We start from the raw sequence: 26,558 nt of genomic DNA, 5'->3' as shown, positions 1-26,558 counted from the left end.
GTGTGCCAATTTGATCGAATTTGGAGAGGATTGTCGCAAGTTTATTTTCTGTATTGGGTTTGCGTTTGTTTGTCTTGTGGAGGATTTCCAGCCTCGACCCCAGAATCAACACGGAACACCAGAGTTCTGGCGCGAGGAAGATTCTGCCAGGAAAGGGGCGTAGCGGGTCGCTCCGGCCCTGGCGCGACGGGTATACTCCGAAGATTGCTGCCCGCCAGTCCCCGACCCCTCCCCCCGCGATGGCCCGATTGAGGAGACGCTTGCCATGAGGCTCTGGCCCCCCCGTCGGCTCACCTTTGGTTTGACCGTGCTCGGCCTCGTCCTCTCAGGGGACGCCCGAGGTCAGGAATCGGAACCCGCGCCGGAGCTGATTTCCGGCACAGGGCTGTCGCCAGCCGAGGCACTGGCAAGCTTCCAGGTGTGGGAGGGGTTCACCGTCGAGCTGGTGGCCGCCGAACCGCTGGTCCAGGACCCAGTCGCGTTTGACTGGTCGGCCGACGGGAGGCTCTGGGTTGTCGAGATGGCCGACTATCCGCTCGGGACCGAAGGGGGCGGTCGGGTCCGAGTGCTGGAAGACTCGAACGGTGACGGCTCGTACGACACATCGACCGTTTTCCTCGATGAATTGTCCTATCCCAATGGTATTATGCCCTGGCGTGAAGGAGTTCTGATTTCTTGTGCGCCAGAGATCATTTATGCAAGAGACTCCGATGGCGACAATCGGGCCGATCGGGTCGAGGTGCTTTACACGGGGCTGGCAGAGGCGAACCCGCAGCATCGGGTCAACGGCTTCTCCCTGGCGCTCGATGGTTGGGTCCATGCGGCCGATGCGGATGGCGGCACCGTGCGATCGACTCGGAGCGAGGCCGCGGTCGAAGTCCGAGGCCGCGATATCCGCTTCCGGCCCGACGACGGGGCGATTGAGCCCGAAAGCGGTCGGTCGCAGTTCGGCAGGAGGCGCAACGACTGGGGGGATTGGTTTATCAACAACAATTCCCTCTGGGCCTGGCACGTGGTCCTGAGTGATGCCGACCTGCGCAGGAACCAGGCGTTTGCTGCCTCGGTGACGACCCGGGTGCTGGAACCGGATACGAGGCTTTATCCCATCAGCCGGACCCTGGCTCGTTTCAACGACCCTGGATCGGCCAACCGAGCAACCTCGGCCTGCAGTCCGGAACCGTATCGGGATACGCTGTTCGGTTCGGATTTTGCATCGAATCTGTTTATTAGTGAGCCTGTTCATAATCTTGTTCACCGAATGGTGCTTGAACCTGAGGGGGCGACGTACTCGGGGCATCGAGCCGAGGGGGAGGAGACCTCCGAGTTCCTCGCCTCGACCGATCACTGGTTCCGGCCGGCCTCGATTCGGACCGGGCCGGATGGGGCGCTCTGGATCGCCGACATGCAACGCGCGGTCATCGAGCATCCCGAGTGGATTCCCGATGACTGGGAACGCCGAATCGACCTGCGGGCCGGCGAGAACCGAGGGCGGATCTATCGCGTGGTGCCCTCGGATCGTGCGCCTCGGGCCATCCCGAAGCTCGACCAGCTCGACACGGCTGGGCTCGTTGCCGCGATGGACAGCCCGAACGGCTGGCAACGAGATACAAGCCAACGATTGTTGATGCACAAAATCGATCAGGATGCGATCATTCCTCTGCGCCAGTTGATCAGCACAAGCCGTCGGCCCGAGGCTCGGGTGCAGGCGCTCTGGACGCTGGCCTGTCTTGAAGGGTTGGATGCGAAGCTGATCCGATCGGCATTGGCTGACGAGCATCCCGAAGTCCGCCGGGCGGCGATCCTGGCGGCGAGGCTGGGGGACGGGGATCGCGACGAGGTGGGCGCGGCCATCGTGGGCCGGACAGACGACCCCTCGCCCCGTGTCCGGATTGCGGCGGCCCTGGCGCTGGGAGACTGGACCAATCCCAGCGCCGGAAAGGCACTGGCGAAGCTCGCCCTGAACGACGGAGGAGATCCCTGGTTTCGGGTGGCGATCCTCAGCTCGGCACGGTTCCATGCGGCGGAAATCTTGTCGGCGGTACTCGCACAACCTGAAGGCGATCGTTCCTCTGCGAATGTATGGATTGGTCCGCTGTTTGCTGCCGCGGCGCGAGAGACGGGTTCCGAAGGGCAGGCGGGCCTGGTGCGGTCGCTCCTGACTGCCATCGAGCAGGTCTCGGAGCGGGACGGGCCGGCGGCGATGGGGATGCTGGCAAGTCTGCTTGATGAGGCGGGCCGACTGGGATTACCGCTCACGCGGTGGTCGGAGCCTTCGGCAGGGCTGACCTCGGAAGTCGATCGAATCGGGTCGCTCATCTCGGAGGCTCGACAGGTGGCCGCCGACGAGTCGCGCACCGAGGCGGATCGGCTTGCAGCAATTCGGCTGCTGGGCCGCGAGCCGGCGGGGGGCGACCGTGACCGCGCGGTCCTGCTTGGATTGCTTCGGCCTCAGGAGCCGGTTGCCATTGCTCGGGCGGCGGTGGATGCCGTAAGCCGACTGGGAAGCGCAGAGGTGCCTGATGTGCTTCTGGGAGGGTGGAAGGGGCACGGGCCGACGCTTCGATCAGCGATTCTTGACACGTTGCTGAGCCGAGAAGCCTGGCGCGATGCGTTGCTTGACGCTCTGGAGGAGGGGCGAATCCCCTCGGCGGAGGTCGGGCCGTCGCATCGGGGGCAGTTGTTGACGCATCGAGAGGAGGCGGTTCGGGAACGCGCGGAGCGGCTGTTCGGAACCTCGGACGGAGAACGGGCGGCGGTGGTCGCGCGGGCTCGGCAGGCGCTGGCGTTGGGGAGCGAGCCGGAGCAGGGGCGAGCGATCTTCGCGAAGCACTGCTCGACCTGTCATCAGCTTGACGGCGAAGGATTCGCCGTGGGACCGGACCTGACGGTACTTTCGGACCGATCGCCCGAGGCGTTGCTGGTGGCGATTCTTGATCCGAACCGGGCTGTCGAGGCACGCTATGCCGCCTACACGCTGGCCACGACCGACGGTCGGGTGGTTTCGGGCCTGATCGCCGAGGAAACCTCGAACGCACTGGCGCTGCTTCGTCAAGGGGGAGAGCGTGATACCTTGCTGCGGTCGGAGATCGAGGAGATTGCGACCGCGGGGCAGTCGTTGATGCCGGAAGGAATGGAGCAGGATATCAACTTTCAAGAGCTTGCGCACCTGATCGCCTTCCTTCGTGAGCATGGATTGCGGCCGAACGAGGTGCCCGGCAATCGGCCGAGACGAGTCACGGCGGCTCCCGAAGGAGGCGTTCGACTCCCGGCCGATGCGGCGGAGATCTATGGAAATCGCCTGACGTTTGAGCCCACGCACGGGAACCTCGGCTGGTGGATTCAGGAGAATGACCGGGCCGCCTGGACGTTTGAGCTCGACCAGGAAGGCACGTACGACGTGTGGCTGGAATGGGCCTGCCCGGACGACGGCGCGGGCGGGCCTTTCGTGATTGAGGTGGGGGCCGACCGTCTGGACGGCACCGTGGCGGGAACCGAGGGCTGGGACGATTACCAGCGTGCCCGGATCGGCTCGGTGACGCTGGGGGCCGGTCGGCACCGACTGGATATTCGCCCGGCGGCTCGACCTCGGGGACCGTTGATGGACCTCCGAGCCATTGAACTGACGCCGACCACGAACCAAGATAAGGAAGCGCACAAATGAACGCAAGTCTCTTGATTGTCTCCGCAGCCGTGCTGATGGGCACCTTGCCCGAGGGTCGCTCGTCGATCATCCGGGAGGAGAACGCCAAGCCAGGCACGACTGACTGGCAGCTTACGAGGGTTCGTCCGGATGGCGGGGGCTTCCGGTCTCCCTGGATTGAGGGGTACTGCTCGAAGCAGAGCGTGAAGGCGGGAGAGACGATCGATCTAATGATCTCGACCGACCCGCCCCGCCCCTTCACGGTCGAGATCTTTCGGATGGGCTATTACGGCGGACGGGGGGCTCGCCTGATGACCACCCTCGGGCCGATCGAGGGAACGGCTCAACCTGTTCCAGAGCCTGGGGAAAAAAGTGTTCATGAGTGCAAGTGGGAGCCGTCGGCAACGTTGACGATTCCCGATGACTGGGTGAGCGGGGTGTATCTTGGCCGCCTGACGACGATTCCGGAGGCGGAGGATCGGCCTTACTGGCAGAGCTATGTCGTGTTCATCGTGACGGATGATCGGCCGGCCGACATTCTCTTTCAGTGCTCCGACAACACCTGGCAGGCGTACAACACATGGCCGAACAATTATTCGGTCTACACGCATCCGAAAGGCAATCAAGGGCCCTGGGCCAACGTCAGTTTCGACCGGCCGTATGGGAGAGAAGCGCAGTTCAATGGGGTTGTGAATGACCCGTTGACCTTCGGGTCGGGAGAATTCCTGCCGTTCGAGTTTCCCCTGGCCTACTGGTTGGAACAGCATGGGTACGATGTGACGTATTGTTCCAACAGCGATATGATTACGCCCGATCGAGGGTTGAAGTGCAAGACGTTCGTGAGTGTTGGGCATGATGAATACTGGGACATTCGTCAGTTTCGCAGCGTGGAAGCGATGCGAGACGCGGGGGTATCGCTGTTGTTCTTCTCGGGGAACAGTGTCTGCTGGGTGACGCCATTCATGCCCAGTTCGGACGGCCGAGCGAATCGGATCATCTTCCGAGGTGGGCCGTACGGCGCGGACAATGACTACGCCGTCAATCGAGAGCGCGATCACGGCCCCTTCCCCGAGCGAGGTCCGGATGAAGGTTTGCTCATGGGTGCCCGCAACGTCGAGCCGGTGAACGGCGGCGGCGACTGGGTGATCACAAAGCCGGATCACTGGATCTTCGAAGGGACCGGCGTGAAGGCGGGGGAGCGGATTCCCGGTCTGATTGGCTGGGAATATCACGGTGATCCGGCGGACATTCCGGGACTTGAAGTGGTCGCCGAAGGGACCGCCTGGGTCGGTGGTGAGCGCCCCCAGCAATGGACGGCGACGATCTATCCGGGGCCGAAGGAGAATTTTGTGTTCAACGCATCGACGATCTTCTGGGCGCAGGGGCTGTCGACTCCTCCGGGGCATGTGTTGCCCTGGTCGCACTGGAGCCGCCCGCATGGGCCGGACGAGCGGGTGCAACGAATCACGAAGAATCTGTTCGATCGGGCGATCGGATCAGGAGATGAGTGATTTTGGGTGAGTTGGGGCGTGCCTGCTGGGGTCGGCACGACTCCAGCGACGCCGGATCATAAGCATGTTCATGCTTGTCGCTTTGTCGTTCGCACGGTATCCATTCCTGGTTGTCGTCGTTCTTCCTCGCTCCCGAGTCGGGTGAGGAGGGCGAACAGAGGGATGAGCGTGGCGTTGAACGCTCGGACCCCTCACCCCGGCCCTCTCCCCGCGAGCGGGGAGAGGGGGATGGAAGGGATCGGGTAGAGACTCGGCTCAGCGATCAACGCGGAAGCGCGCAAGCGCTGCTTCATCCAGATCGATTCCGAGTCCGGGGGTATCGGGCACGCCCGCGGATTCGGGGCCGAGGTCGAGGGGGGAGGTGAGGAGGTCGGACTCGTGGTACTTGGGGCCGAGGATGTCGGCCGGGAAGCGCTCGCTCTTGATGTTGGGCACGGCGGCGGCGAGGTGGATCATGGCGGCGCTGGCGATGCCGAGTTCGAGGTTGCTGCCCATGTGGCACGGCAGGCCGGCGGCGGCGGCGATGTGGGCGATCTCGATCGAGGCGAGCAGGCCGCCGTTTTTACCGGGGTAAAGGCTGATGACATCGGCGGCCTGAGTTCGGCAGACTCGCATGGCGTCGATGGCGGTCCAGACACTCTCGTCGGCCATGATGGCGGGGCCGATGGTCCGCAGTTCTCGGGTGGCGTCGTCGAGGGCGGGGGTGAGCGGCTGCTCGGCGACGAGCAGGTCGAGCGGCGTGAGCAGGCGGAGGGCGAGGCGAGCGGCGGGAACGTCCCAGCCGCAGTTGGCATCAACGGTCATGGGAATGTCGGGGCCAGCGACCTCTCGGACGGCCTTGACGCGGGCGAAATCGCCGATCGGGTCGATGCCGACCTTGACCTTCAGGCAGGTGACGCCCCAGCCGAGGAAGGTCTCGGCCAGCTTGACCGCCTGGGGAGGCTCGAAGGCGCCGATCATCATCTTGGTGCGGATGCGGTCGCGGACCTTGCCGCCGAGGAGCTGGTGGACGGGCACGCCCGCGGCCTTGCCGGCCACGTCCCAGAGGGCCATCTCGACGGCGGCCTTGGTGAAGGGGTTTGCCTTGAGGGCGCGGTCCATGACGGCTCGGCAGGAGTGCAGGCGGGTCGGGTCCATGCCGCGGAGGGCGGGAGAAAGGAAGGCATCGACCGCGGCAACGGTGGACTGGCTCGTCTCGCCGCTCCAGATGGCGGAGACGGTGGCCTCGCCCAGGCCGACGATTCCGTCATCGGTGATGACGCGAATGATGGCGTAGTCGGAGGTGATGTGGTCACCGTGCGCGGTCTTGGTGGTGAGGCCCGCCTTGAGCGGGACAGAGACAGGGATGGCTTCGATTTTTTCAATTTTCATGCGAACATCCTTCAGGGCGTGACCGGCCCCTCATCGAGGAACCGGCGGAAGACGTTGCTCGTGATGGTGGAAATCGCGTCATCCACGAGCAAGCAGGCAGGGTACGTGATCGAGGAGGCGGCGAAGACGGCTCCGCCGGACGGGGTGGCGTAGAGGGCGAGATGGGCGCCGCCGTCGTCGATGTTCTCACCACGGGCAATCACACGAACGCCGGCAGGGGATTGAGGCGTAACCTTGTCGGTTTCGTGGCCCGAGGCGCCGCCGTCGCAACGCATGTGCAAGCTTTTGAGCCCGAAGCGGTCGCCGTTTGCGAGGCCCGTGCCGCCGAAGGCCCAGTGATCGGCCTCGGTGGCGCGGAAGGGGGCGGCGGTCATGGCGCCGGAGTAGGTGAAGGCGACGCCGAGGAGGGTGGCCTCGGAGACACCGGTGGTGAGGTGGAATCGGCTGTCGAGGCCGCAGGGGTAGACCTGAGATTCTCGGCCGTTGTGGACGATCATGGTGTCGGGGTCGGGGAGGGTGACCTCGCAGTTCACACCGTTGCCGCCGAGGTAGACGACCCGGCCGCCGCGGTGGTCAACCCAGTCTTTCACGCGATCATACATTCCCTTCGTCCAGTATTCCGGATGAGGGGCGAGGACGAGGACGCGGTAGGCGTCGAGGTCGAGGGTGCCGTCGTCGAGCTGGTTGTCGGCGTAGACGTCGTGGGCGAAGCCTTCGCGTTCGAGCCAGGAGAGGATGCGCCACTCGCTCGGGGCGAGGTGGCAGGAGGCGCGGCCCTGGATGGGATCTTCGGGGCGTTCGTTCAGGTCGATGTCGTTGACCAGTTCGGGGCGGTCGAACGACAGAGGGTCATACGAGTCGGCGTCGTAGGTGACGTGGTTGGGGTCGGTGTAGCGGCGGAGTTCCTGGCGGGCGTTGACGGTGGGCTGAAGGGGGAGGCGGTCGGGGCTGATGTAGTTGCTCCGGCCGCCGAAGGCGTTGTAGGCGTTCCAGGTCATCGTGGCGGCGAGGAAGGCGATGGGGGCCGTCGGCTGGGCCGGGGCGACGACCCAGGGGAAGGCGAAATGCTGGCCGGAATTGGTTCGGGCGTGAAAGTAATAGAGTCCGGAGCGGTCGGGGGCGGTGGCGTACTGGCGATGGACGGGGCTGGCGTAGCCTTCCCGGTTCCAGGCGACGCCGGTCTGGGTGTAGTCGCCGTCGGGAGTGATCTGCGCGGTGGCTCGGGGGCCGTGCTCGTCGTGCCAGCCAAGGTTGCGGATATGTTCGACCTCTCGGCCGTAACGGTAGAGGTCGAGGCGGTAGAGCTCCGGCGAGTGGACGCGGAATTCGGACTCCTCTCCCGAGCGGACCCACTTGGGCCAGGCGTAGCCGAGCAGGCGATCAGAGAGGAGGCGGAAATGGTGCGGGCGCGTGGTGGGAAGGGTGATCCGGACCCGCTTCGACCCGAACCCCGAGGCCGCCAAAGTGACGACGTAGGGGCCGGGCATGAGCGCGGCATGGACCGAGCCATCGGCCTGAGAGCGGGTGGCGACCGATCCGGAGGGGCCTTCGAAGGTGATCGAGACTTCGGGCAGGGCGACGTAGCGTTCGTCGCTGACGTATCCAATGAACATGGGTGGACGTTCTCAACGGCGGCCGAAGCCGGGGGGGAGGGGGTCGGTCATTGGGGCAATTTCGGTGGTGAACTTCTCGCCGGTGACGCGGTTGGTGTTGTCGAGGCGGCGGCGGTAGGTCGAGGGGAAGTCGCCCGTACTGGCGATCCAGTCGTCGAGCCGACCGCTTAGCTCGGCGACGAGATGGGCGTACTCGGGGCGGCCCGCAAGGTTCTCCAGCTCGTCGGGATCGGACTGGAGGTCGAATAGCTCGATTTCGGGTCGGGGAACCTGGAATTGCTGCGCCTGGGCGGGCGTAAGGGTGCCGCGGCTCTTGAGGGCCTGGAGCGCGTCCCAGGAGGGGCAACTGCTGACGTCGGAGGGGTTGCCGTAGGGGAGGTCGGTGTAGGCGTTGCGGATGAGCTTGTAGCGATCGGTGCGAATGCTGCGCATGTGCTGATCGCAGTTGTGCCAGTTCCGTTCGCTGAAGACGGCGTCGAGGCCGGGGCGGCTGGGGTCGTCGAGCACGGGGGTCAGGCTTCGCCCTTGCATGTCGGCGGGAACGGGAAGGCCGGCGAGTTCAAGGAAGGTGGGGGCGAGGTCGATCACGCTGGCGAGGCCGTCGTGGACGGTGCCGGGGGCAATGCGACCGGGCCAGGAGACGATCAACGGGGTGCCGATGCCGGAATCATAAAGGGTTCCCTTGGCGCGGGGGAAGGGCATGCCGTTGTCGGAGAAGAAGACGACGAGGGTGTCGTTGGTGCGGCCTCGGCGATCGAGTTCGGCGAGCATGGTGCCGATGTCGCCGTCCATGCGGGCGATCTCGTCGTAATAAAGGGCGAGATCGGCGCGGGTTTCGGGGGTGTCGGCGAGGTAAGGGGGGACGACGGCGTCGGCCGGGGTGTGGGGATTGTCAATCGCTCCGGGTTGGTAGGGGCGGTGGGCGTCTCGGAAACCGACCCAGAGGAAGAAGGGCTGGTCCCCGGCCTCGTCGAGAAACGCGGGGAAGTGGTCAACCTGGCGACCGTACCAGTCGAACTGGGCATCGCCGGCGGGGCCGTAATGGGTTTTGAGCATGTGTCCGGTGTGATAGCCGGCGCGTTTGAGCAGGGTGGGCAGGAACGGTTGATGCTCAGGAAGCGGCATGTGCAGGTCTTCCGCGCCGGTCGCGTGGGGATATTTCCCGGTGAGGACGCTGATGCGGGTCGGGCTGCACGAGGAGGTGGTGAGAAAGGCGTTGGCGAAGGTCAGGCCGCCAGCGGCGAGGGCATCGATGTTGGGTGTGCGGATGGTGGGATGGCCGTAGCAACCGAAGTCCTTCCTGGAGACGTCGTCGGCCAGGAAGACGAGGATGCTGGGGAGACGGTGCTGCTCGGGCACTCCGGCAGCGGCCGGAGCGCCTGGCAGGGCGGCGATCATCCACGTCGACACGATTGCGAATGCCAGGCGACGCATGGGCAAGGGCCTCCTCGGTTGGCGGTCGACTCTGAGGATGCCCTGCCGGTCGCTCCGATGCAACTCACAACCGCCCCGGAGGGCGAACTCCGGAGCCTTGCTGCTGGGTGGACGAGTCGCCCAGATCGGCCCGGGCACGATCGACGAGGGCCTGGAGACGCTCGACGACCTCGGGGTGATCGGCCTTCACGTCGGTCGATTCGCCGAGGTCGTCATCGAGGTTGAACAGGGCCAGGCCGATCGATCTCATGATGTACGGGGCGGGCTGGCCGTGGGAGCCCCCCTGCCCTTCAAGGCTGCGGAATTCGTGCGGCAGGTGGAGTTTCCAGGGGCCGGAGCGGACGGCCTGGAGCTCGCGTCCCCAGTAGAAATAGAGGGCGTCGTGCGGGGATTGGGCGTCGGGCTCGCCGAGCAAGAGTGGAGAGATGTCGAGGCCGTCGATCGGGTGGTCGGGGAGCGAGGCGCCGGTCTGGGCGGCGATGGTGGGCAAGAGGTCGATGGTCATGGCGGGCTCGTCGGTCGAGGTTCCGGCGGGAACGCGGCCGGGCCACCAGGCGATCGTCGGCTCGCGCTGACCGCCGTCGAAGGTGGTCCCCTTGCCCTCGCGCAAGGGTCCGGCGGAACCGGCATGATTGCCGTACGAGAGCCAAGGGCCGTTATCGGAGGTGAAGACGACGAGGGTGTTCTCGCTCAGGTCGAGGCGGCGGAGGGTGTCAAGAATCTGACCGACGGACCAGTCGATTTCCATGATCACGTCGCCGTAGAGCCCCTGCTCCGACTTGCCTTCGAACTTGTCGGAGACAAACAGGGGGACGTGCGGCATGCTGTGGGGGACATAGAGGAAGAAGGGTTGGTCCTGATTCCGTTCGATGAACGAGACGGCACGCTCGGTGTACCAGGTGGTGAGGTTGCGCTGGTCGGGGTTGAGGGCGATCACCTCCTCGCCTTCGATCAAGGGGAGAGGAGGATAGCGGTCGCCGGCCGTCGGATGGTTCGGCCACATGTCGTTCGAGTAGGGCAGGCCGAAATATTCATCGAAGCCGTGGCGGGTGGGCAGGAATTGGGGATCGTCGCCGAGGTGCCACTTGCCGAAGATGGCGGTGGCGTAGCCGAGGGGCTTGAGCATTTCGGCCATCGTGACTTCATTGGAGTTCAGGCCGGTTTTGGCTCCGGGGCCGAGCGCGCCGATGATGCCGATGCGGTTCGGGTAGCAGCCGGTGAGCAGGGCGGCTCGGGAGGCGGAGCAGACGGCCTGAGCGGCGTAGAAGTTGGTGAAGGTGCGACCCTCGGCGGCCATGCGGTCGAGTTGAGGGGTTTCGAACCCCTCGGCGCCGAAGACGCCGACGTCGGCGTACCCCTGGTCGTCGGTGAAGATGACGACGACGTTTGGAGGGCGGTCCTCGGTGGCGGCCGAGGCGGCAAGCGGAGGGAACACGAGTGCAAGCGCTGCAATCAAACGGATGAGCATGATTTGCCTCGGTCGTCGAGAGGGTCAGGGCATCTTCTCGGAGGGGAGAATCGGCGCGCCTTCCCAGATGGCGGTCGTGCCGTCGAAGGTGAGCACGCGATGCTGGCTGCCGGGCGCGGGGGGGCGATCGACGGTGGGGAGCCAGCGGCGATGCTCGGCGAGGATCGGTTCGTAGGTCGGGTCGAGGGCGAGGTTGGTCCACTCCTCGGGATCGACCTCAAGGTCGTAGAGTTCCTCGGAGCCGTCGGCGTAACGAATAAACCGCCAGCGATCGGTGCGGATGCCGTGGTTTCCCTGGTTGTGGGTGGTGATGGCGGGCCAGGCGCGATCGGCGGCGGGGTCGTTGATCAACGGTACGAGGCTGTGGCCTTCGAGTGGCAGACCGGGCCGAGGGGAAAGGTCGCAGAGGTCGATGAGGGTCGGGAAAAGGTCGAGCAGTTCGACCGGTCGATCGCAGCGCTGGTCTTCGGGAACTCCGGGGCCGGCAACGATCAAGGGAACGCGGGTCGAGGGTTCCCAGAGAGTGTTCTTGCCGCTGATTTCCTTCTCGCCGAGGTGGTAGCCGTGATCGGACCAAAGGACGATCACCGTGTCGTCGCCGTGGCCGGAGGCATCCAGGGCGTCGAGGACGCGGCCGACCTGGGAATCGACGAAGCTGATGGAGGCAAGATAGGACTGGACCAGGGATCGCCAATGGCCGTTGGCCTCCATCCACGAGAGGCGAGGCTCGGGCAAGGACCAGTGAAGGTACCAGGAGAATTCGGGAGTATCGAGCCGATCACCGCGGAAGACCCGAGGCATGATCAGCGATTCATCGGGATACAGGTCGAACCATTGCTGGGTTGCGTAGCAAGGAACGTGAGGCAGGAAGAAGCCAACGGCGAGGAAAAAGGGATCGTCGATGCCGGATTCAAGCTGCTCGACGGCCCAGGAGGCGACCTGATAATCCCCCTTGTCCTCGTCGCGGTGGGGGAAGGTGCCCCAGTCCATCAAGGGGTGGTTGCCGACGGGAGTGGGGCTGATGAGCTTCTGGGCAGGCCGGGCCCCGACTGCGGAGGGAGTGCCGTAGGTGTCGAACTCTCGGGGGCGATCGGGCGCGGGGGGATAGCCGCCGTGGTAGATCTTTCCGGTCGAGAGGGCGGTGTATCCGTGGTTTCGGAAATGTTGAGGCAGGGAAACGACATCGGCGAACTCCTCGACGGTGCGGAACCAGGGGGCGAGCCCGTAGATGCCGGTGGTCGAGGGGCGCAGGCCGGTCAGGATGCTGGTGCGCGAGGGGTTGCAGAGGGGCGACTGGGTGTGAGCATTGGTGAACAGCGTGCCGCGACGGGCGAGGCGGTCGATGTTGGGGGTCTGGATCTGCGGGTGGCCTTGCAGGCATCCCACCCAGTCGTTCAGGTCGTCGATGGCGAGGAACAGCACGTTGGGCCGTTCCGGTTTCGAGTCGTCAGGCTCGATGGCCGAAGTGGCCAGCAAGGCGGCGAGCATCAGGGGAAGCGACGAACTCATGACGCATCACTCCGAAGCGATCGAGGAGAGGGGATTCGGTTCGGCTGGCACGTCAGGAGGCCTTCGGCAAACGCCGCAGGAGCAGGGCGAGCATGACCCAGGTCCAGCCGGTGAACAGGACTTCCAGCCCCACGAACAGACCGATGACCCAGAGGCTCGCCTCGGGCCATTGCCTCCAGATGAGCAGGCCGAGAAGTGTGGAGAGAACGCCGCCGGCAAGGGTCCAGCCCCAGCCTTCGAATTTCAAGCTCAGGGCCACGGCGATTCGAAAGACCCCGCCGATGATCAGGAAGGCGGCGATGATCAGCGTCAGGAACTCGGCCGTCTCGGTCGGGTGGTCCACAATGAGGATGCCGACCACCGCGTAGAGGACTCCGGCGAGCAGGGCCAGGAAAAAGCCGCTCCAGCGGCGGACCCAGAAGGCCGCGACGAACTGGGTGATGCCGCTCAGGATCAACAGGATGCTGAGCATCCAGACCGCCGCCAGCGTGCCGATCCACGGGACGCCGATCAGGAGCGAGCCGAGCACGATCAGCACCACACCGAGGACGAGGAAGCCGACCCAGTTGGCCCGGATCTCGCTCAGCTCGTTGCGAATGATCGTGCGCAGGGGAGAGGAACCGGGAACGATGGGATCGGACATGGTCGTGGTCTCCAACGGTTGAGGTGAGATGCTCCTCCGTGCCGAGATCCGGAACTCCGCTTCCGCTCCGGTGCGTCCTGGTGCGGTCAGCGGCGATCGGTGCCGGGTGGAAGCTCTCGAAGCAGTTCGTCGGGGAATTCGGCGGCGGGGGAGCCGTCGGCGTTCCGGAGGTTCTGCGATCCGCCACGGTCGGCATAAATGGGAATGGCCATGCCGCCGGTCTGTTCGAGGGTTTCGAAGAGTTGCTGCTTGATTTGGGTAATGACCTGTTGATGATCCTCACTGAAGATCAGGTTGGTGGTTTCGTTCGGGTCGGCCTGGATGTCGTACAGCTCGTCGAGATCCCAGAGGCCGTGAGGTCTGATGAATTTGTACTGATCGGTTCGGAGGGCGAAGATCGTTGGCGTGTGGGGGAAGTTGCGTTCCCAATAGTATTCGTAAAGCAGGGCGTCGCGCCAGGGGATATCTTCGCCGGCGCCGAGCTTCAGGAAGCTTTGGCCGTCCATGTGCTCGGGGGGTTGCAGGCCGGCGGCTTCGAGGATGGTGGGGGCAATGTCGATGTTGGCAACGACCTGTTCGACCGTGGTTCCGGCCGGGAAGAGGTCGGGGCATTGCATGATCATCGGTACGCGCATGGACCATTCGTAGGCAACGCGTTTGTCGATCAGGCCGTGTTCGCCGAAGCCGAAGCCGTTATCGCCCATGTAGATGACGAGCGTTTCGTCAAGGACTCCCTTTGCGTCCAGCGCGTCAAGGACCCGGCCGATGCTGTCATCGACCCCGAGCAGGGTTTCGCAATAGTCGCGGTAGAACTCGGCCACGTCGAGCGTGCTGTGGTAGGGGAACTCGACACCGTGCCAGCTATTGCGCTGGTTCTTGACCCACATCGGGCGGTGCTTCGTCCGCTCGGGGGAAGGGTCCATGGTTTCGGGGGCGTCGAAGGGGGCGTCGTCGTAGCGGCCGGCGTGGCGCTCGGCGGGAATGAACTCGGCGTGGACCCCTTTATGCGAAAGGTAGAGGCAAAAGGGGGTGTCGTCCGTTCGGTCGTCGAGCCAGTCGAGGGCGTAATCGGTCAACTCGTCGGTGATGTAGCCGTTCTGGGGCACGCGCTCGCCGTCGACGTTCAGGCCGTTGCGGCTGGGGAGATAGGTCCCCTGCCCCCGGAAGCTGACCCAGCGATCGAAGCCGGGGCGGGGGTCATCGGAGCCGCCCCCCATGTGCCACTTGCCGATGAAGGCGGTGTCGTAGCCGGCGGCTTGAAGGTACTGGGCGAAGAAGATCGTGCCCTCGGCAACGGGGTTGTTGTTATCGACAACCTTGTGATTGTGGGCGTACTGACCGGTCAGAATGGAGGCGCGGCTCGGTGAGCAAAGCGAGGTCGTGACGAAGGCGTTTTTCAGGTGGACGCCGTTGGCGGCGATGCGGTCCATGTTCGGCGTTTCGACGAACGGGTGACCGAGAAAACTCATCGCGTCGAACCGGTGGTCATCCGCAAGAATGAACACCACGTTGCGCGGTTTCGAACCGTCGATGCGAGGCAGTTCCAGATCCGGCTCCGCCTGCCGAGCCTGGGCGATGCCGGTCAGGCATAGGAATACGAGCAATACGCAACGCAGGGGCACGCTTCGAACCGTCATCAGGGCGATCCTCGCGGTGTTGGAGAGAAGGGAGAGAAGTTCGGAACGGCTTGGCCTGATCGCCTCGCCATTATGCTCGGGTGCGGGACGCGAGGCGACCGTGCGGTGTGTGCACGGGGTCGCCAGTCCGCTGAAACGCTTGTCAGGTCCAACAAGAGGTCGCAGGTTCGTTCCAGCCGTCGAAGGGAGGCCCCTGGCTTATTGGGTCGCATCGACGACACAGCGGAAACCGACGTGGGGGTTGCCGGTGTCGATGGCCCCCTGGCCTCGGGTGCCGACACGGTAGCGCACGCAGTAGAGATCGCTGCACATGAACGATCCTCCTCGTTGCACGCGCTTGGGGATGCCGGGCTCCATCGGGTCGAACGACTCGCTGGGGCCGGTCGGGTTGGACTCGGGACTGGTTTGATAGTAATCGTGCCGATACCAGTCGGCGCACCATTCCCAGACATTGCCGGCCATGTCATACAGCCCGAAGCCGTTGGGCGGGAACTGGGCGACGGGGGCGATGCCGGCGAAGCCGTCGTCGGCGGTGTCCTCGATCGGGAACTGCCCTTGCCAGTTGTTGACCATCGGCTGGCCGTCGGGATGGCGTTCGTCGCCCCAGGTGTAGGTGGCGCGGTCGAGCCCTCCTCGGGCGGCGAATTCCCATTCGGCCTCGGTCGGCAGGCGCTTGCCGGCCCACTCGGCATAGGCAAGCACGTCTTCAAATGCGAGATGAATGACAGGGTGATTCATGCGATCGTCGATGCTCGACTCGGGGCCGTCCGGGTGCTTCCAGTCGGCTCCGGGCTTCCAGGCCCACCATTGCAGGTGGTTGTCGAGCCGGACGGGGTGATCGGGTGGGCTGAAGACGATGGAGCCGGGGGCGAGGTTCTCAGGGGCGACACCAGGATAATCGGCCGGGTCGATCGGACGCTCGGCCACGGTGACGTAGCCGGTGGCATCGACAAATGCCTGGAACTGGGCATTCGTCACCTCGGTTTTGTCCATCCAGAAGCCGTCGACCGTGACGAGGTGGACCGGCTGGGCATCGGGGAACTGGCCGTCGTCGGTCCCCATCCAGTAGGTGCCGCCGGGAACCCAGACCATTCCTTCGTCGGGAGGAGGCCCCGGGGGCGAGGTCTCGTTGATGCGGTGGGCCGAGCGCTGGGCTTCGGGCTTGGTTTGCGAGCGGGGGGAGGATGCCTTCGGCTTCTCGGTTCTGGCTCGCTCGGCCTCGAAGAACGCGGCGACCCGTTCTTCCGCGGCTCGTTCCTCGGCCAATCCTCGATTCCAGACGAACAGTCCTCCCACGGCCGCCGCCACAATGAGCAGGGTCATCACGAGAGGAATCGACCATGACTTCGAGAGAGCGCGAGGTTCCGAGCCTTGGCTCTGATTGGTTGCCTTCACCTTCACTTTTGGTTTTGGCCTGGACTTCGGTGCCTTCGACACGATCGCCTCTGGAAGAAAAAAAGGGAATCGGTGGTCGTCGTTCTCGCGTCGCTCAGGATTTCAGTCTAACCACCTCAGGCGCGAGGGACCAACACTCGATCGGCGCTTGCCACCGGTTCACAACGTTCGGGAATCGTCTAAGGATCTGGGAGGTTGGATCGTCAACACAGAGGAGCACCGAGCCGTTGGTGCAACGAATTGCTCGTCGAGCGGGCAAATCGGTTCAACGATGGGCCCTCGATCGCTCGTAAGGATCTTCCAGTGAGAGGCACGTTTCCGAGGGAGGATTTCTGTCCCTCGAACCGCGGCTTCCCCCTGCCCTTCCCTTCCCTTCCCTTCTGAATCCCTTCGAGAGTGAGGCGTCGATTCCCATGCGCTCAATTCCCGGTCTGCTGACGTTGCTCATCCTGGTTCACTCGGGTTGCGGAGCCGCCGATCCTCGGGCCATGTCGCGGACGGCGGCGAGTGTCGAATCCGAGTTCCCGATGGAAGACTCGGTCATGAGCTACGCGGCCGAGCCGTCGTCGGATCGCGCTGCCCCTGCCGCGATGATGGGAATGATGGGGGTGGTGGGCGAGGCCAATCCGCTGCAAGCGCAAGACGCCCCGCCTCCGGGTGAGGCGGCCTTCAATCGCAAGATCATCTACGATGCGCAGATCGACCTCGAAGTTGAGGATCTCGACCCGGCGGCCGATCGGCTGGTGGCCTTGGTGCAGCAGCATCGGGGGTACATTGCCGAGCAGGATTTGACCGGCTCTCCCGGTTCGAAGCGATCGGCCAAGTGGAAGCTGCGCGTGCCGGTCGATCACTTCGAGGCGTTCGTGCAGGAGTTGCTCAGCCTCGGGGAACTGAAGCGCAACCTGCGGACCTCGCAGGACGTGACCGAGCAGTTTTACGACATCGAGGCCCGCATTCGGAACAAGCGGGTCGAGGAAGAAACCATTCTCAAGATTCTCGAAGAACGGAGTGGGAAGCTCGAAGATGTGTTGAAGGTTCAGGTTGAGCTGAGTCGCGTTCGGGGGGAAATCGAGCAGATGGAGGGTCGGCTCCGCGTTCTGCAAAACCTGTCGAGCCTGGCCACCGTGACGGTGAACCTCCGCGAGCGGGAAGGCTACACGCCGGCGGCTCCCGTGGTTCCGGACTTTCGGACGAGAGTCGCACGGGCCTGGAGCGGTTCGGTTACCGACCTTCGGACCTCGGCCGAGAACTTCGTCGTCTTCGTGTCAGAGCGGGCGCTCCCGACCCTGATCGTCTTGCTTGCGTTGATCGCGGTCTTCCCGCTCGTTCGGAGGCTCTGGAGACGGCTGCTCCGGGCATTGCCCCGGCTCTGGGAGCAGCTTCGAAGGCCGATCGGGTCGTCGCCGGAGGTGCCCCCTTCACCTCCCGAACCCTCGCGGTAGGCCCTTGGGAATCGGCTCGGGAGGCGTTAGGCTCGGACGTCGCATCGCTCGGATCACCGGACCGCATGGGACCGGATTCGTGGATGGACCGAACCAAGGAGCCCCGCCATGATCGACGCGACGCCCCCCCCGGCCAATCGGTTGACCTCGTCGAAGCCCTCGCGACGCCGTTTTTTGCGAACGGCGGCGGGGGCCTCGCTCGGCGTGATCGCCGCGCCGGCGATCGTTCGAGGCCGGAACCTGAACGAGAAGCTCAACATCGCGGTGATCGCCACCGGAGGACGAGGAGGGCATAACCTCAGCCAGGTGGCCTCCGAGAACATCGTTGCCCTGTGTGATGTTTATGAGCCCGCGGTCGATCGCGCGGCGAGCGAACACCCGAAGGCGAAGCGATACACCGATTTCCGCCGCGTGTACGACGACGCGAACGGCTTCGATGCCGTGGTCGTCAGCACCCCCGAGCACACCCACGCCGCGGCCACCTTGCCGGCCTTGTTGCTGGGCAAGCATGTGTATCTGGAAAAACCATTGTCCTATAACGTGGCCGAGGCCCGCATCCTGCGCGAGGCCGCCGCGAAGGCCAAGGTCGCCACCCAGATGGGCACGCAGATTCACGCCGGAGAAAATTACCGACGTGTTGTTGAGATGATCCAGACCGGCGCGATTGGCCCGGTCCGTGAGGCGCACGTCTGGGTTGGCCGTGCCTGGGGCCTTCAATCAGCCGAGGCCGCCGAGCGAAACCGCGACATCGTGTACGTGACGGATCGGCCGACCGATTCCTCGCCGATTCCCGAAGGGCTTGACTGGGATCTCTGGCTCGGACCCGCGCCCGAGCGTCCGTTCCACGAGGTCTACTGGCCGGGTCCGAAGTGGTATCGCTGGTGGGACTTCGGCAACGGCACCATGAGCGACCTCGGCAGCCACTGGAACGACCTGCCCTTCTGGGCGCTCGACCTGAAGGCCCCGTTGACGATCGAGGCGTTCGGCCCGTCGCCGCATCCGGAGATTGCCCCGGCGTCGATGCGAGCGGTCTACGAATACGGCGCCCGAGGGGATCAGCCCCCCGTCCAGCTCACCTGGTATCAAGGGGATGAGAAGCCCCAGGCCTGGACCGACGGCACCATCCCGCAGTGGAATAGCGGTGTCCTGTTCGTCGGCGATAAGGGGATGCTGCTCGCCGATTATGGGAAGTACCTCCTCCTTCCCGAGGACCGGTTCGAAGGCTTCACCCCTCCCGAGCCCTTCCTCACCCGCCCGGCGAGCCACCACGCCGAATGGATTGACGCCTGCAAGACCGGCTCGCCGACCGGGTCGAACTTCGAGTACGGCGGCTGGCTGACCGAGGCGAACCACCTCGGGAATGTCGCCTACCGCGTCGGTCGCAAGATCGAGTGGGACGCCGACGCCATGCGCGCCACCAACGCCCCCGAGGCCGAACCGTTCCTCACCCGCGAGTACCGCGAAGGCTGGTCGCTCGGCTCCTGAGTCCAGGAGCGTCAAGCGAGCAAGGCAACGAAGATTGAGCCACGGATGAAACATCGATGAAACACGGATGAGGGGAAATGTCCGCGTTGCGGCTGCCCTCATCCTCTTTCATCTCTACTGCCTACTGCCTACTGCCTACTGCCTGATCCGTGTTTCATCCGTGGCTCCATTTGCGTTCTGTTTGTTTGGAACCGCTGATCCCACCCTCCTCGTGTCGAGCGCGAGGGGACCCTCCCCCCACTGTCCCACCCACCTATCCCCGGAGCCGAGTTGATGACCGGACCAAGATCAAACTCCCTTTCGCGCCGAACCTTCCTGGCCTCGACTGCCGCCGTGGCTGCCGGAACCTCGATGGGAGCCGCCCCGATCGCCCGCGCTCCGAAGCAAGAGCGGAAGAAAATCGCCCTGATCGGCACCGAGGTGCGCACGCATTCTCATGCGCAACACTTCATCGATCGATTTCTTCTCGGCTATGCCTGGCAAGGGGAGTGGCGGAAGCCCGAGGTGGACCTGGTTTCCCTTTACGTCGACCAGTATCCCGAGGGGGATCTTGCTCGGGCACAGGCCGCTCGATTCGACGTGCCGATTTATCCGACGATCGCCGAATCGCTGACGATGGGGACCGGATCGCTGGCCGTCGATGGCGTGGTGGTCATCGGCGAGCATGGCCGCTACCCACGCAACGAGATGGGGCAGACACGCTACCCGCGTTATGATTTCTTCAAGCAAATTGTCTCGGTTTTTGAGCAATCGGGCCGAAGCGTGCCGGTCTTCAATGACAAGCACCTGTCGACGGAATGGGCCGAGTGCGTCGAGATGATCGAGGACGCGAAGCGGCTCGACTTCCCCTTCCTGGCCGGGTCGTCGTTACCGGTCACCTGGCGATTGCCTGCCGTGGACGTGCCGCACGGGGCCGACCTGACCGAGAGCGTTTGCGTCGGTTACGGTGGGGCCGACAGTTACGACTTCCACGGTCTCGAAACGGCGCAGTGCATGTCGGAGCGTCGCAAAGGTGGGGAGGTGGGTATCGCCCGCGTTCAGGCCCTGCGCGGCAAGGCGATCTGGGATCGGGTCGAGCAGAGCGAGACGACCGCTCGCCTGTTCCTGGCGGCCTTGAGCCGAAGCCACACCTTGCCGGTCGTCAATGGGTATCCGACCGATCCCCCCTCGATCGAGTGGGCGCGACGGGTTTTCCCGAACGCCTTCGCCTACTTCATCGAACACCGAGACGGCTTCAAGACCACCCTGTTCATGTGCCCGGTGCAGGATTTCACCTATGCCGGACTGATCGGCGACGAGGACCGGGTCGTCTCCTGCCAGATGCACCTGCCCATGCCCGGCCGATCGGCCACAACGGCCGACTTCTTCAACCCGCTCGTGCACCATATCGAGCGCATGGTCATCGAGAACCAGGCCCCCTACCCCGCCGAGCGAACCCTGTTGACTTCGGGAATGACGCTGGCCGGTGTGACCTCCCTGTTCCGCGAGGGCCAGGTGGTCGAGACCCCCGAGATGGAGGTCCGCTACACCGTTCCCGACGAATCCTTCTATGTGAACGCGGATCACTCCTGATCGGTTCGATCGCGATCGGGAGACATGCTCATCCCCCTCTCCCCGCGATCGGGGAGAGGATCGGAGCCGAGCTGGATGTGGGAGAAGCGTTTGATCGGAGGGACGATTTAGTTCACCCGGTCCGGATAGCGCTGGCGGAGAGCCCGCTTGAGCGCGACGAGCTTTTGACGGTCGGCCAGGGCAGACAGTTCGTCGAGGTGCTTCTCGGCCGGGACGCCGGCCATCGCGCCGGAGCGGTGAACCTCAAGGGCTTCGCGCATGGCCTCGGCGCCGAGCTTCGGCTCGTACTTGCCGGAGTCGTCCTTGATGGAGTTGATGGCCGAACCGGCAAGGAACAGGATGTGGTCGGTCAGGCCGCGGCGTTCGGCGTCCTGAAGGTTGAGGATGACGTTCCCCTGGTCGAGCGCGCCGGCCCGGGCGATCATCGTTGGGTTCAGGCCGCCGGGTAAGGGGCGGGAGAGGGCGGTTTCGGAGGCGTGCCACTCGGCCCCGTACGGTCGCAGGAAGGGGGTGCCGGGCTTCACCGGGGCAGTCTGGCGGAAGTCGATGCCGTCGAGCCGGGCGAGCAGGTCGATCACGTCGCGCCAGATGGCCCGAGTGCGGGTGCCGATGCCGGCGTTGTGGCCGTAGATCGCGGGAGGGTTGCTCAGGTGCCGGGTGGCCTCGCGGACCATCCGTACGGCTCCGCCGCAGAAGGTTTCGCTGAACATCACACCGGTGGCCCCGGCTTCGAGCACGGCGAGGACCGTCTCCAGGATCTCGTTCGGCGCCCCGGTCACATGAGGAGCGAAGACCATGCCCAGCCCGCCTCGCTGGTCCTTCACTCGTTCGAGCGCGGCTTTGGCCCGCTTCATGCGTTCGGCCACGGGAGAGTAGGGAAGGTTGGGATACAGATCCTCGTCTTCCTTGATGAACATGAGCAGGTCGCACCCGGCCACCTCGCCGACGATGCGGTCGATGTCGTCGGGGGTGACACCGGCGGTCGGCTTGAGGATGGTGCCGAAGGCGGGGCGGCCGTCGTCGAAGCCGGTCATCTTCCGCAGGCCGAAGGGTCCGTAGGCCGGGCCGGGGAAGGTGGCGAGGACCTTGTCGGGGATCTGGAGGCTGACGAGCCGCGCGTCCTGGTTCTCATAAACGTCGAAGATGATGGCCGCGGCGGTCGTGTGCAGGAGGTCGACGGAGGTCAGGTGGCCGTCTTCCTGGAGCATCATCTTCAGCGGGAAGGCGATGTGCAGAAGGCCCATGCGCCCGGTCGAGTCGAAGGGATCGACCCCTGCGGCGGTGGCGGTGCACTCGGCCAGCAACGACCCGGGGGGCGGGTCCTTGATGCCGCTCGTGGCGTGGTAGGCGATTTCCTTGACCGCGTCGCCCAGCGATTCGGTCCGAAACGCAAAGAAGTAGGTGGCGACGATGTGATCGTCGGACCTCGGGGGCGGATTCTCGGCCAGCCGCTCCTCGACGACCCGGCGGAGGGCCATCTCGCGGGCGTCGGGGTCGTGCCAGAGGACATCCAGGGTCTTTGAGTCGATCGCAGGCATGGTGGGCCGGGGTGTTGTCGAGTCGATGCCGAGCGGGTGCCGGCCCCGCGATCGGGGCTCGGGGAGCCTGTAGGATTCCCGGCCGGCGGCCCCATGTCAAGGGCCCGAAGCGTTCGGGGAGGCGTCGAGCACCAGGAGATCGCCTGGCCGCTCGATGGCGAGCCGGCGGTTCGCCGGGCCGAACGTGGCCAGGGCGCCGTACCAGCCCAGGGGGTTGTCGGGGAACGGGTCTGAAAGAGGCACTTCCAGCAGCACTTGCCGGGTCGGTACGTGCCAGAGCAGCACCTTCCGGTCTGTCCCGGCCGAGGCGAGCAGGCGGCCGTCAGGGCTGAAGGACAGGGACCGAATGTCGGTGCCCTGAGAGAGGGTCGAGAGGATCGTCGTACCGGCTTCCAGGTCCCAGATCACGAGGCGACGGTCGTCTCCGGCCGAGGCGAGCAGGCGGCCGTTGGGACCGAAGGCCAGGGTGTGCGCGGTGCCCGAGTGCTCCCCGGTCAGTATCTGGAATGTCTGGCCAGTTTGAGGGTCGAGGAGTCGGACGTCATGACCGTCCGAGGCCGCCAGCAGTTTACCGTCGGGGGAGAAGGCGACCATCATCGCGTGGCCGAACGACTGGGCGTTTGGCATTGGCACGATCCGAGGCGGCCCCCCCTTCTGGAGGTCGAACAGCAGGACCGAGACACGATCGCCGACCGGCACCTCCGGGGCTCGGCCGACGTAGGCCGCCAGCCGTCGGCCGTCGGCAGACAGGTCGATGGCACCAATATGGCTTCCCTCGGGGGTCTGCCATTGCAGCAGGTCGTTCCCGGCGTCAAGGTCCCGGACCACGATCAGCGAGCGTCCGCCCTCGTGTCCGGTTGGCCTGCCGTCGACGGCCAGCAGCCGGCCTTCCCGATCGAGCATGAGCTGGGAGAAGTCGGCGTCTCCCAGGCGGAGGAACTGGTCGGGGTCGTCGGCCCCGGGGTCGAGGATGCGGACCCCTCCCCGCTCGGCGAGCAGGACCGTTCGGCCGTCGGGGTGCAGGGCGCACCCGAAGGGTTCGAGCCGGGCGAACCGTTCTCGGGAGCCGTCGGGGTCGAACGGGTGCCAGCGTCGGAGCCGGCCGTCCGAGCCGGCCGAGAACAGGGTTTCGCCGTCGGGGGAGGCGGCCAGGGCATAGATGCGGTCGTCGTGGGCCAGCCAGGGGAGGTGCAGCTCGGGAGGCCCGGGGGAGGGCTCCGAACCGTCGGGGGTCGGCAGCGGGAGGAGGTGGATCATGCCGGCCCGGTCGGCGATGGCCAGGACGGTGCCTCCCCGGAGCATGGCCAGCGACTCGGCATCGTCGCGGAGCTGCCACTCGAAGACGACCTCGCCGGACTTCCAGTCCGACACGGCGAAGAAGCCCCGCTTGCGGCTGACGGCCACCCGGTCGCCGTCGGGGGAGAAGCTGATCCAGCCGGACCGCACTGACTCGACGATCCGTTCCCAGGCCACCGACCGGGATTCCAGGTCCCAGACTCGGGCGACGAACTCGGGGCCGGCCGCGGCGAGGGATCGGCCGTCGGGGGAGACGGCGATCGACTGGACGGCCCGGCTCGTTTCGTCGGCCTCCGGCCCTCGGAGCTCGCCGATCGAGTCGCCGGTCGCCGCGTCCCACAGCCGGATGATCGGCTCCTGACCGCAGGAGATGAGCATGGAGCCCCCCATCGCGAAGGCGACCTGATACGCCTTGCCCCCGTCAACCGCCTGGATCTGCCGGATCTGCTCCCCCGTCTCCAGGTCCCAGAGGCGCACAGTGCCGTCGTCCCCCGCCGAGGCAAGGGATTGGCCGTCGGGGCTGAAGGCGACGCCATTGACCTCGATCTGCCCGGTCGGGATCTCCCGGACCAGGCGGTCTCCGGGCCGGCGGTAGAGGCGGATCACGGCCTCCTCGCCGCAGGTGGCCATCAGACGATCATCGGGCGAGAAGGCAATGAAGTAGAGGGCCGGGCCTGGACCGGTCCACTCGTCGAGAGGCAACTCTCCCTGCTTGCGGAGGAACCACCAGGCGAAGTCTCGGAGGTCGGGCTTGCCGGCTTCGGGGAGTTGGCGGTCGAGGTACTCCTTCATCAGCAGCGGGTCGCGGTCGTCCAGGGCGGTGGCGGCGAGCTTCAGGTCGGCGACGTAGAGTAGCTCTCGGGCCATCCGTTCGCTCTGACGGGCAAGCCGGGCGTTCTCGTCGGCCCGGTTCTTGGCGGTGATCAGATCGCTCTGGGCGGTCTCGACCTTGGCCAGCGCATCGGCCGTCCGAGACTGTTCCCGGGCGATCAGCACGACCGCCACACCCAGCGCCGCGGTCACCAGCATCAGCAGCACCACGGCCGAGGCCACCGCCAGGCGATGGCGATAGGCCCATCGCGAAGCCAGGTCGAGCGGCGAGGGGCGGCGGGCGAGAACGTGCCGGCCTTCGAGGAACCGTCTCAGGTCGTCGGCCAGTTCGGCGGCCGTGGCGTAGCGGTCGTTCGGATCCTTTGCCATTGCCTTGAGAACGACCGTCTCCAGGTCGATCGGCACGGCGGGGTTGAGCTTCCGGATCGAGGGGGGTGTTTCCTCACTGATCCGGCTCAGCGCGACCCGGCCATCGGCGTCGTCGAAGGGGGGCCGCAGCGTGAGCAACTCGTACAGGGTGGCCCCCAGACTGTAGAGATCCGTCCGGTGGTCGACCGGGATCCCCCGGCCGGCGACCGCCTGTTCGGGGCTCATGTAGCGGAACGTTCCCACGAGAACGCCGGTGGCCGTCAGGCTGGAGTCTCCCTGGAGACGGGCCAGGCCGAAGTCGGCGATCCAGAGCCGGCCGTCGTTGTCCAGCAGCAGATTCCCCGGCTTGATGTCTCGATGGATCACTTCCTCCCGGTGGGCATGCTCCAGCGCCTCGGCCGCCTGCAGGCCGAGCCGAGCCACGAAGCCCGGATGCGAGGGCCCGAGCGCCGTCGGGTCGACCTGGGTGGGGGCGAGGTCCGACCGGTCGGGTTGGGTCTCCCCGTCGTCGTCGTCGGCGGCGGTGACGGCGGCGGGGTCGGCCTTCTCTGTGGTCTGAGGCTCAGCCGGCTCGAACGTCCTCCCGGCCCCTTGTCGAAGCTTGGCGATGACCTCGGCCAGGCTCCAGCCCTCGATCAATTGCATGGCGTAATAATGCACGCCGGCCTCGCAGCCGACGGAGTAGATCGGCACGATGTGCTCGTGGTGAAGGGCACCGGCGGCCCGGACCTCGACCTCGAACCGACGCAATTGCTGGGGGTCCAACGCGGCCACGGCCGGGAGAATCTTCAGAGCGACCCGGCGGCCGATCCATTGCTGACGGGCCTCGAAGACCACCCCCATCCCCCCCCGAGCGATCTGCCGGAGCAGGATGAATTCCCCGAGCCGGCCGATCCCCTCTCCCGAGTCGTCCGGCGGCAGGGTGCCGACTGAGGCCAGGCCGGCGGTCGAGGCCGACTGACCGAGCCGGGCCAGCAGGTTCAGCGCCGGCAGCAGGTCGAGCAGGTGGTCGGCCAACTCCGGCTCCTCCTTCCTGATGGCATCGAGATCGACCGGCTCGCCGGCCTTGATGCGATCGGCGACCTCGGCGACCCGATCGGCCAGGACCTGGTCGGTGGGCCGGTCCGTTCCTGAGGACTCCTGGCGGTTCTGGCTCATTGGGAGTGCTCCCCGCTGCCAAGCCGGGCCATCGACGCCCGGAGCCGCTCGACGGCTCGAAAGTGGCGGACCTTCACGGCGTTCTCGGTGATGCCCAGCACGGCGGCGATCTCGCCGAACCTCAGGTGCTCCAGGTAGCGCATCACCAGCACCTCGCGGTCGTTCTCGGTGAGCTGGGAGAGGACCTCGCAGAGCAGCCGAATTTGCTCCTCCCGGCGAACCAGGGCACTGGGGCTGCCCCCGGCGTCGACGAGCCGGTGGGCCAGACAGGCGGTCGAGGCGTCGGCAAACACCTGGCCGAGCGGAATCTCCCGGTCGACGGCCCGCTTCCTGGCCACAACGTGTGCCCGGTAGGCCTCGACCAGACGGTCACCGGCCAGCCTCCTCAGCCAGGGGAAGAACGGCAACGGGCGCTCGGCCAGAAAGTCGTCGAGTCTCCGGGAGGCTTCGGCCAACGTCTCCTGGACCACGTCCGAAGGGTCGAGCCGGGCGGCGATCCTCGGGTCCAGCCGCACGGAGATCATCTGTCTCAGCCGGTTCCGGTGCCGCTCCAGCAGGTCCTGCCGGGCCGTGTCATCGCCCGAGCCGGCGCGTCGGAGCAGAGCCTCGGTCTCGGGATCGTCTCCATTCGTCATCGCGGAGAAGA

At 65.6% G+C, this 26,558-nt stretch carries 16 protein-coding genes; 5 read left to right on the top strand and 11 right to left on the bottom strand.

The features are described from left to right. Positions 1 to 265: 265 nt before the first annotated feature. Both GA615_RS14850 and GA615_RS14845 read left to right on the top strand, forming a co-directional pair. On the top strand, positions 266 to 3,661 hold the full coding sequence (locus GA615_RS14850; RefSeq protein ID WP_152052091.1) for a PVC-type heme-binding CxxCH protein: 3,396 nt from the start codon (positions 266 to 268) through the stop codon (positions 3,659 to 3,661). 35 nt (positions 3,662 to 3,696) lie between these two features. Beyond that, a complete protein-coding gene (locus tag GA615_RS14845) occupies positions 3,697 to 5,151 on the top strand; it encodes a N,N-dimethylformamidase beta subunit family domain-containing protein (protein ID WP_390622236.1) in 1,455 nt (484 codons plus the stop codon). Between the two features lie 255 nt (positions 5,152 to 5,406). On the opposite strand, the gene GA615_RS14840 is transcribed toward GA615_RS14845, so the two are convergent. The 8 genes from GA615_RS14840 to GA615_RS14805 form a co-directional block, all read right to left on the bottom strand. Then, entirely contained in the window at positions 5,407 to 6,522 is a 1,116-nt protein-coding gene (locus GA615_RS14840; protein ID WP_152052089.1) for a mandelate racemase/muconate lactonizing enzyme family protein, read from the bottom strand. 11 nt (positions 6,523 to 6,533) lie between these two features. Further along, positions 6,534 to 8,135, bottom strand: a complete 1,602-nt coding sequence (locus GA615_RS14835) for a N,N-dimethylformamidase beta subunit family domain-containing protein (protein ID WP_152052088.1) — start codon at positions 8,133 to 8,135, stop codon at positions 6,534 to 6,536. Positions 8,136 to 8,147: 12 nt separating this feature from the next. Next, on the bottom strand, positions 8,148 to 9,569 hold the full coding sequence (locus tag GA615_RS14830; RefSeq protein ID WP_152052087.1) for a sulfatase family protein: 1,422 nt from the start codon (positions 9,567 to 9,569) through the stop codon (positions 8,148 to 8,150). Between the two features lie 64 nt (positions 9,570 to 9,633). Next, on the bottom strand, positions 9,634 to 11,037 hold the full coding sequence (locus GA615_RS14825) for a sulfatase family protein (RefSeq protein WP_152052086.1): 1,404 nt from the start codon (positions 11,035 to 11,037) through the stop codon (positions 9,634 to 9,636). 24 nt (positions 11,038 to 11,061) lie between these two features. Continuing rightward, a complete protein-coding gene (locus tag GA615_RS14820) occupies positions 11,062 to 12,546 on the bottom strand; it encodes a sulfatase (protein WP_152052085.1) in 1,485 nt (494 codons plus the stop codon). A gap of 52 nt (positions 12,547 to 12,598) precedes the next feature. Further along, positions 12,599 to 13,189, bottom strand: a complete 591-nt coding sequence (locus tag GA615_RS14815; protein ID WP_152052084.1) for an HdeD family acid-resistance protein — start codon at positions 13,187 to 13,189, stop codon at positions 12,599 to 12,601. 86 nt (positions 13,190 to 13,275) lie between these two features. After that, positions 13,276 to 14,826, bottom strand: a complete 1,551-nt coding sequence (locus GA615_RS14810; RefSeq protein ID WP_152052083.1) for a sulfatase family protein — start codon at positions 14,824 to 14,826, stop codon at positions 13,276 to 13,278. Positions 14,827 to 15,024: 198 nt separating this feature from the next. Beyond that, positions 15,025 to 16,149 carry a formylglycine-generating enzyme family protein gene (locus GA615_RS14805; RefSeq protein WP_235905440.1) on the bottom strand — a complete coding sequence of 375 codons (1,125 nt, stop codon included), beginning with the start codon at positions 16,147 to 16,149 and terminating at the stop codon, positions 15,025 to 15,027. A 485-nt stretch (positions 16,150 to 16,634) separates the two neighbouring features. On the opposite strand from GA615_RS14805, the gene GA615_RS14800 reads away from it, so the two are divergent. From GA615_RS14800 to GA615_RS14790, 3 genes are all read left to right on the top strand, one after another. Next, positions 16,635 to 17,663: a DUF4349 domain-containing protein gene (locus GA615_RS14800; RefSeq protein WP_152052082.1), complete on the top strand. Its 1,029-nt coding sequence runs from the start codon at positions 16,635 to 16,637 to the stop codon at positions 17,661 to 17,663. A 108-nt stretch (positions 17,664 to 17,771) separates the two neighbouring features. Next, positions 17,772 to 19,148, top strand: a complete 1,377-nt coding sequence (locus GA615_RS14795; RefSeq protein WP_152052081.1) for a Gfo/Idh/MocA family protein — start codon at positions 17,772 to 17,774, stop codon at positions 19,146 to 19,148. A gap of 273 nt (positions 19,149 to 19,421) precedes the next feature. Continuing rightward, positions 19,422 to 20,720, top strand: coding sequence for a twin-arginine translocation signal domain-containing protein (locus tag GA615_RS14790; RefSeq protein ID WP_201750194.1), 1,299 nt, complete (start codon positions 19,422 to 19,424; stop codon positions 20,718 to 20,720). A gap of 107 nt (positions 20,721 to 20,827) precedes the next feature. Here the strand turns inward: GA615_RS14790 and GA615_RS14785 are convergent, their stop codons facing one another. From GA615_RS14785 to GA615_RS14775, 3 genes are all read right to left on the bottom strand, one after another. After that, a complete protein-coding gene (locus GA615_RS14785; RefSeq protein WP_152052080.1) occupies positions 20,828 to 22,258 on the bottom strand; it encodes a RuBisCO large subunit C-terminal-like domain-containing protein in 1,431 nt (476 codons plus the stop codon). 96 nt (positions 22,259 to 22,354) lie between these two features. Then, on the bottom strand, positions 22,355 to 25,912 hold the full coding sequence (locus GA615_RS14780; protein ID WP_152052079.1) for a serine/threonine-protein kinase: 3,558 nt from the start codon (positions 25,910 to 25,912) through the stop codon (positions 22,355 to 22,357). Next, the gene (locus GA615_RS14775; protein WP_152052078.1) at positions 25,909 to 26,547 is read right to left on the bottom strand and encodes a sigma-70 family RNA polymerase sigma factor; all 639 of its coding nucleotides are present in this window, start codon (positions 26,545 to 26,547) and stop codon (positions 25,909 to 25,911) included. The genes GA615_RS14780 and GA615_RS14775 overlap by 4 nt, the downstream gene beginning before the upstream one ends. Positions 26,548 to 26,558: the final 11 nt, after the last annotated feature.

Source organism: Tautonia marina, assembly GCF_009177065.1.
Taxonomy (GTDB): domain Bacteria; phylum Planctomycetota; class Planctomycetia; order Isosphaerales; family Isosphaeraceae; genus Tautonia; species Tautonia marina.
Note: the sequence above shows the minus strand (reverse complement) of the source record. Positions and strands in the feature narration are given on the sequence as shown.